Here is a 7,370-nt window from a genome sequence, read left to right on the forward strand (position 1 = left end):
CGTCGGTCTGCCACGTTGCGGCCGTCGGCGGCGCTTTTCGATTCGTCCCTACCGTGTGGGACTACTGAGCCGGCGCGTCCAAGGGTGCGAAACCCCACTTGTCCGGGTTCTTCGGCGAATAGACGACGTCGATCAGCTGGCCGATGGTGGGCCACTGGTCGACATCGACGATCATCCGCTGGTACACCACGTGTTCGTTGACCGTCGGGCCGTTGATGACACCGCTGATGGTGACGAACTGCTCGCCGACCTCGTCGGGACGTGGGCTGACGCCGGTGACCAGCAGCGTGCCGGGCGCCATGTTCGCACCGCGCCCGCCGCCGAAGCCACCACCCAAACCACCACCGGGCCGACCGCCCGCGGCACCGCCGGCGGCGCGCTTGCGGATCCAGGGTCCGGCTATCAGGACCAGGGCGCCGACCAACAGCAGGATCATCGCGAATTCGACCACACGACCATGGTAGGCATTCGGGCATGACATCCGTCTCCGATGATCTGGCCCTGGCCCTGCAACTCGCCGATCAGGCCGACGCCCTGACCATGGACCGCTTCGGCGCCCTGGACCTTGCGATCGAGACGAAACCGGATCTCACGCCGGTCACCGATGCCGACAAGGGCGCCGAGGAAGCCCTGCGCGCCACCCTGACCCAGGCCCGTCCCGATGACGACGTGTTCGGCGAAGAGTTCGGCGGCGCAACACCTTTGACGGGTTCGGGCACCGGCCGGGTGTGGGTGCTCGATCCGATCGACGGCACCAAGAACTTCGTCCGCGGCGTCCCGGTGTGGTGCACGCTGATCGCCCTCGTCGACGACGGCGTACCCACCGTCGGCGTCATCAGCGCGCCGGCGCTGGGCCGTCGGTGGTGGGCCGGGCAGGGCCTGGGCGCGCACACCTCCTTCGCCGGCCGGCAGCGCCGCATCCGGGTCTCCGGGGTCAACGAGCTGTCCGCGGCGAGCCTGTCCTACTCCGATCTGACGACCGGGTGGGATGACCGCCGCGACCGGTTCCTGGCGCTGACCGATGAGGTGTGGCGGGTGCGCGCCTACGGCGACTTCTGGTCCTACTGCCTGGTGGCCGAGGGCGCGGTCGACATCGCCTGTGAGCCGGAGGTCAAGGTCTGGGACATCGCGCCGCTGGACATCCTGATCCGGGAGGCGGGCGGGGAGTTCAGCAGCGTGGACGGTCAGCCGGGGCCGCACGGCGGCAGCGCGCTGGCCACCAACGGCCACCTGCACGAGGCGGTGCGCGACCGGCTCGCCATAGTGTGACGTTGGTAACAGCCTCCGGCTATCTTACTCTGGAGTAAGATAGCGTTCACGACGCAATCGCCGTCGTCCCCAACCATCGCGAGGCTGTGATGACCCAACTCGAATCCCGTTCCAAGCGCACCGGCCCGGAGAGCGCCGTCGGGCTGCAGAAGCACAAGCGCACCGCCACCGACATCGGCATCGCGCTGCTCACCCCGCTGGTCGGCCAGGAATTCCTGGACCGCTACGGCCTGCGCGACCCGCTGAACAAGGGCCTGCGCTATGGGGTGAAGACGGCGTTCTCCGCCGTCGGCGCCGGGACCCGTCAGTTCAAGCGGATCCAGAACATCGGCGGCTCCCCCACCCGGCTCACGCCGAAGGAATCCGACTACTTCGATCTGACCCCCGATGACGACCAGAAGATGATCGTCGAGACGGTGGCCGAGTTCGCCGAGGAGATCCTGCGCCCGGCCGCCCATGATGCCGACGCCGCCGCGACCTACCCGCCGGACCTGATCGCCAAGGCCGCCGAGATCGGCGTGACCTCGCTGAGCATCCCGGAGAACTTCGACGGGATCGCCGAGCACCGCAGCACCATCACCGGTGCGCTGGTCGCCGAGGCACTGGCCTACGGCGATATGGGTCTGGCCCTGCCGATCCTGGCCCCCGCCGGTGTCGCCTCGGCGCTCACCCACTGGGGCAGCGCCGACCAGCAGGCCACCTACCTGCCCGAGTTCGCCGGCGAGAAGGTGCCGCAGGCCTGCCTGGCGATCACCGAACCGCACGCGCTGTTCGACCCGACCGCGCTGAAGACGACGGCGGTGCGCACCCCCGGCGGCTACCGGTTGTCCGGGGTGAAATCCCTGGTGCCGGCCGCCGCCGACGCCGAACTGTTCATCATCGCCGCCCAGCTCAACGGCAAGCCGGCGCTGTTCATCGTCGAATCCGCCAGCGCGGGCCTGACCGTGGAGGCCGACCCGTCGATGGGTGTGCGCGCCGCCGCCATCGGGCGGATCGCCCTCGACGATGTCGCGGTGCCGCTGCACAACCGGCTCGGCGAGGACGGCGCCTCCGACGAGGACTATTCGGAGGCCATCGCCTACTCCCGATTGGGCTGGGCCGCACTGGCCGTCGGCACCTCGCACGCCGTGCTCGACTACGTGGTGCCCTATGTCAAGGAACGCACCGCCTTCGGTGAGCCGATCGCCCACCGGCAGGCCGTGGCGTTCATGACCGCCAACATCGCCATCGAACTCGACGGGCTGCGGCTGATCACCTGGCGCGGCGCCTCGCGGGCCGAGCAGGGCCTGTCGTTCGCCCGAGAAGCCGCGCTGGCCAAGCGAATCGCCACCGACAAGGGCATGCAGATCGGCCTGGACGGCGTGCAGTTGCTCGGCGGTCACGGCTACACCAAGGAACACCCGGTCGAGCGCTGGTACCGCGATCTGCGGGCCCTGGGCGTCGCCGAGGGTGTCGTCGTCCTCTAGCAGCCCGGCTCTCCTCCGAAAGGCTTAATCATGGCAATCAATCTCGAAATGCCGCGCAAGCTGCGCGCAGTCATCGAAAAGGGACACCAGGGCGCGGCCGAGATGCTGCGACCCATCTCCCGCAAGTACGACCTCTCCGAGCACGCCTACCCGGTCGAACTCGACACCCTGGCCACCCTGTTCGAGGGCATCTCGGCGGCCAAGACCATCTCCTTCGCCGGCGCCGACGGTGTGGGCGGCGGTGACGTCGACGGTAAGACGAACATCAACGGCGCCAACATGTCCGCGTTGGTCAACGCCCTCGAGGTGTCCTGGGGCGACGTGGCGCTGCTGCTGTCGATCCCCTATCAGGGCCTGGGCAACGCCGCGATCTCCAGCGTGGCGACCAAGGAACAGCTCGACCGGCTCGGCAAGGTGTGGGCGTCGATGGCCATCACCGAGCCGAGCTTCGGTTCGGACTCGGCGGCGGTGACCACCACCGCGGTACTCGACGGTGACGAGTACGTCATCAACGGCGAGAAGATCTATGTGACCGCCGGTTCGCGGGCCAGCCACATCGTGGTGTGGGCGTCGGTGGACAAGTCGCTGGGCCGCGCGGCCATCAAGTCGTTCATCGTGCCGCGCGAACACCCCGGTGTGACGGTGGAACGCCTCGAGCACAAGCTGGGCATCAAGGCCTCCGACACCGCGGCCATCCGGTTCGAGAACGCCCGCATCCCCAAGGAGAACCTGCTCGGGGATCCGGAAGTCAAGGTGGACAAGGGCTTCGGCGGGGTCATGGAGACCTTCGACAACACCCGGCCGATCGTCGCGGCGATGGCCGTCGGCGTCGCCCGTGCCGCCCTGGAGGAACTGCGGGTCATCCTCACCGAGGCCGGTATCGAGATCTCCTACGACAAGCCGGCCCACGCCCAGAGTGCCGCCGCCGCGGAGTTTTTGCGGATGGAGGCCGAGTGGGAGTCCGGCTACCTGCTGACCGTGCGGTCGGCGTGGCAGGCCGACAACAAGATCCCGAACTCCAAGGAAGCCTCGATGGGCAAGGCCAAGGCGGCCAGGGTGGGCAGTGACATCACGCTCAAGGCCGTCGAGATGGCCGGCACGGTGGGCTATTCGGAGCAGTCACTGCTGGAGAAGTGGGCCCGCGATTCGAAGATCCTGGACATCTTCGAGGGGACCCAGCAGATCCAGCAGCTCGTCGTGGCCCGCCGCCTGCTGGGGCTGTCGTCCTCCGAGCTGAAGTAGTCCACGCGACCATCGCGTAGCACATAACGCCCGCCCCGGGCGCCCCGACGTCGGTCGGAGCACAGCCCGGGGCGGGCGTTCTGCTGGGCGGGCGCATCGTCTGCCGTGGGCCCCGATACGGGGCAAAAGAAAATCCCCCCGCGGCCGAAGCCGCGGGGGGATTTCTCTGGCTCAGTTCAGCGCATCAGCCTTTGAGCACACGCTGCAGGTCGGGCAGCATGGCCTGCAGCTCCCGGCCCCAGTACGCCCAGTTGTGCGTGCCGTTGTCCGGGAAGTTGAAGACACCGTTGCTACCGCCCGCGGCCAGGTAGTTGTCGCGGAAGGTGATGTTGGTGCGGATGGTCAGGTCCTCGAGGAAGGTCGCGGGCAGATCGCCGCCACCGAGCTCGTTGGGCTGGCCGTTACCGCAGTAGACCCACAGGCGGGTGTTGTTGGCCACCAGGGTCGGGATGTTGACCATCGGGTCGTTGCGCTTCCAACCGCTGTTGGGATCCTGGGTCTTGCCCCACATGTCGTCGGCCTTGAAGCCACCGGCGTCACCCATGGAGATGTTGATCAGGAACGGCCACCAGCCCTCGGAGGGGTTCAGGAAGCCCGACATCGAACCGGCGTAGATGAACTGCTGCGGGTGCCAGGTGGCCAGGTTCAGGGCCGAGGAACCGGCCATGGACAGACCGACCGCGGCGCTGCCGGTGGGCTTGACGGCTTTGTTGGCCTGCAGGTAGGCCGGGAGCTCCTGGGTCAGGAAGGTCTCCCACTTGTAGGTCACGGTCGGACCCTTGTTACGGGCCGGGGCGTACCAGTCGGCGTAGAAGCTCGACTGACCACCGACGGGCATGACCACCGACAGGCCGGAGTCCAGGAACCACTCGAAGGCCTGGGTGTTGATGTCCCAGCCGTTGAAGTCATCCTGCGCACGCAGACCGTCCAGCAGGTACACGGCCGGCGAGTTCTCGCCACCGCTCTGGAACTGGATCTTGATGTCGCGGCCCATACCGGCCGACGGCACCATCAGGTATTCCACCGGAAGTCCGGGGCGGGAGAAGGCACCGGCGGTGGCCGTCTCACCAGCAAGAGCGATCGCGCCAGGCACGACCAGCGCGGCCGCAGCAGCGGCCCCGATCCGGCGCATCCACCGGCTCAAAACGTTCTGCATCTAATTTCTTCCCAACTCTGTATTGATCACGGTCCCGCCCGACCCTCGATGACGTTACGTCCCCGTCACCCAGAGATACCGCAGTGCGTCTTTGCACTGCGGTATCCGCGTCCGCTCGCCGTAGTCCGATGACGGATCGTGGAGCGGACCGAGAATTCAGTTGTCGCAGGTTGCAGTAAAACATGGCGCCAACGGCTACAGAAAGTCAGGGCCACCGGCGCGCCGCCGTAGGCTGCCGGTCATGACGCCCGCCAACACGCCGTCCGGCAACCGTCTGACCACGGACGACTGGCTGCAGGCCGGCTACACGATCCTCGCTGAGGACGGTCTCAAATCCCTCAAAATCGATCGGCTCTGTCAGCGCCTCGGCGTCACCAAGGGCAGCTTCTATTGGCACTTCGACGGCATGCCCAGCTATCGCACCGCCCTGATCGACGGCTGGCGCGATCTGCGCGACGAGGACCGGCGCCAGATCGAGGCCGTCGACGAGCTGCCGCCCCGCGACCGGCTGGCGCAGATGATGGCCTCGCTGGTCAGCCCGCGGCACTGGACCCTGGAACGGGCCATGCGGGAGTGGGCGCGCACCGACGACACCGTCGCCGACAGCGTGCGGGCCGCCGACCGCCGCATCCTGGGCGCCGTCCGCAAGGCCTTCTCCGACGTCGGCTTCGACGCCGAGGACGCCGACCTGCGCGCCAACGCCACCTTCGCCGTCGGCATCGGCTTCCTGCACCTGTCCGGCCACGCGCCCGATACCCGGCTGACCTCGCAGAGCGAACGCTTCCTGGACCTCATGCTCGCCCGCTGAGGTTTCCATACCAAAAGGTATGGTAGCTTGCAGGGCATGACGACCCTCCAGGCCCGCGGCCTGATCACCGACGAGTTCGTGGCGGCGTTGGCCCAGCGCGCCGAGGAGGCCGAGACGCTGCGCCGGCTGCCCGATGAAACGATCGCCGACCTGACCGCCACCGGTTTCACCGATCTACTGGTTCCGGCGGCCTACGGGGGCATCCAGGCACCGTTTCCGGCCCTGCTGGACCCGGTTCGGCGGATGGCACACGGATGCACCTCCAGCGCATGGACCATCGGCTTCCTCACCCTGCACAACTGGATGCTGGCGCTCTTCGGCGAACGGGCCCAGCAGGAGGCCTTCGCCGACCGGCCGTTCCTGGCCCCGGCGCCGCTGGCACCGACCGGTCGCGGCCTGCCCGCCGACGGCGGTATCCGGCTCACCGGCCGCTGGTCCTGGGCCACCGGGGTGATGCACGCCAACTGGATCATCGTGGCCGCGCTGTGCGGTCCCGATGACGGGCTCTACCCGGCCCTGGCATTGCTGCCGGCCACCGAGGTCACCGTCGAGGACGTCTGGCACACCGACGGTATGCGGGCGACCGGCTCCAACGACGCCGTGGCCACCGATGTGTTCGTGCCCGACTACCGGCTGGTGAAGGTCACCGACATCTACGCAGGCACCGCGCCGGGCGCGGGTCTGCACGACAGTGCCACCTACCGCTGGCCGATGGTCCCGGCCCTGGCCCTGCTGTCGGCGATGCCCGCCCTGGGCAGCGCCGAGCGGGTCACCGAGGTCTTCGCCCAGCGCCTCGCCGAACGGGTGCTGGCCTACGAGGGCGTGATGCAGAAGGACAAGCCGATCGCGCAGGCCCGGTTGGCCGGCGCCCAGGTGCGCCTGCGCGCCGTGCGCGGTCTGCTGGCCGACACAGTCGGCGAGATCGAGACCATCGTCGGCACCGGGGACAGTGTGGAGAAGCCGGTGCGCGCGCAGGCCCGGCTGGCCGCGGCCCACATCGTCGCGGAGTCCAGGGCCGTCATCGCCGACCTGATGGGCGCCGGCGGGGCCAGCATCCACTTCCTGTCCAGCCCGCTGCAGCGCTACAAACGTGATGTCGACGTGCTGTCCGGGCACGTGGTGTTCGACTACGACACCGCCCGCGAGCTCGCCGGCGCGCTGTCGCTCGGGATGAAGATCCCGCGCACCGCGATGATCTGATGACGCGGACACTGCGGATCGAGCAGCGCGTCGGGCTGCCTGCGCAGGCCCAGGGGGCCACCGCTACGGGCGGGTAACATGGCCGCCGAACCGTGCAACGGCGGCGCCCAGCTGCACCGACTGAGATGGCGATATGAGCACCAACAGTTCTCCGAACGACGTCGTCGTGCTCACCGACGAACCGGCCGGCGCTGCGCAGACGCCCCAACCGCCCCGCCCCGCACCGCCC

7 protein-coding genes are annotated in these 7,370 nt (G+C 68.4%); 5 read left to right on the plus strand and 2 right to left on the minus strand.

What is annotated here, in order from left to right:
- Positions 1-61: 61 nt before the first annotated feature.
- Entirely contained in the window at positions 62-451 is a 390-nt protein-coding gene (locus BST17_RS28270; RefSeq protein ID WP_083062326.1) for a hypothetical protein, read from the minus strand.
- 23 nt (positions 452-474) lie between these two features.
- Here BST17_RS28270 and hisN point away from each other — a divergent pair, with 23 nt between their 5' ends.
- From hisN to BST17_RS28285, 3 genes are all read left to right on the plus strand, one after another.
- Positions 475-1,269: a histidinol-phosphatase gene (gene hisN, locus BST17_RS28275; protein WP_083062327.1), complete on the plus strand. Its 795-nt coding sequence runs from the start codon at positions 475-477 to the stop codon at positions 1,267-1,269.
- Between the two features lie 89 nt (positions 1,270-1,358).
- Entirely contained in the window at positions 1,359-2,735 is a 1,377-nt protein-coding gene (locus tag BST17_RS28280; protein WP_083062328.1) for an acyl-CoA dehydrogenase family protein, read from the plus strand.
- 30 nt (positions 2,736-2,765) lie between these two features.
- Positions 2,766-3,977 carry an acyl-CoA dehydrogenase family protein gene (locus BST17_RS28285; protein WP_083062329.1) on the plus strand — a complete coding sequence of 404 codons (1,212 nt, stop codon included), beginning with the start codon at positions 2,766-2,768 and terminating at the stop codon, positions 3,975-3,977.
- 184 nt (positions 3,978-4,161) lie between these two features.
- Here BST17_RS28285 and BST17_RS28290 read toward each other — a convergent pair whose 3' ends face one another.
- Positions 4,162-5,133 carry an esterase family protein gene (locus BST17_RS28290; RefSeq protein ID WP_083062330.1) on the minus strand — a complete coding sequence of 324 codons (972 nt, stop codon included), beginning with the start codon at positions 5,131-5,133 and terminating at the stop codon, positions 4,162-4,164.
- A gap of 241 nt (positions 5,134-5,374) precedes the next feature.
- On the opposite strand from BST17_RS28290, the gene BST17_RS28295 reads away from it, so the two are divergent.
- Positions 5,375-5,941, plus strand: a complete 567-nt coding sequence (locus tag BST17_RS28295) for a TetR/AcrR family transcriptional regulator (protein WP_083062331.1) — start codon at positions 5,375-5,377, stop codon at positions 5,939-5,941.
- A gap of 36 nt (positions 5,942-5,977) precedes the next feature.
- Positions 5,978-7,141, plus strand: a complete 1,164-nt coding sequence (locus BST17_RS28300) for an acyl-CoA dehydrogenase family protein (RefSeq protein WP_083062332.1) — start codon at positions 5,978-5,980, stop codon at positions 7,139-7,141.
- Positions 7,142-7,370: the final 229 nt, after the last annotated feature.

Source organism: Mycolicibacterium bacteremicum, from assembly GCF_002086115.1.
Lineage (GTDB): Bacteria > Actinomycetota > Actinomycetes > Mycobacteriales > Mycobacteriaceae > Mycobacterium > Mycobacterium bacteremicum.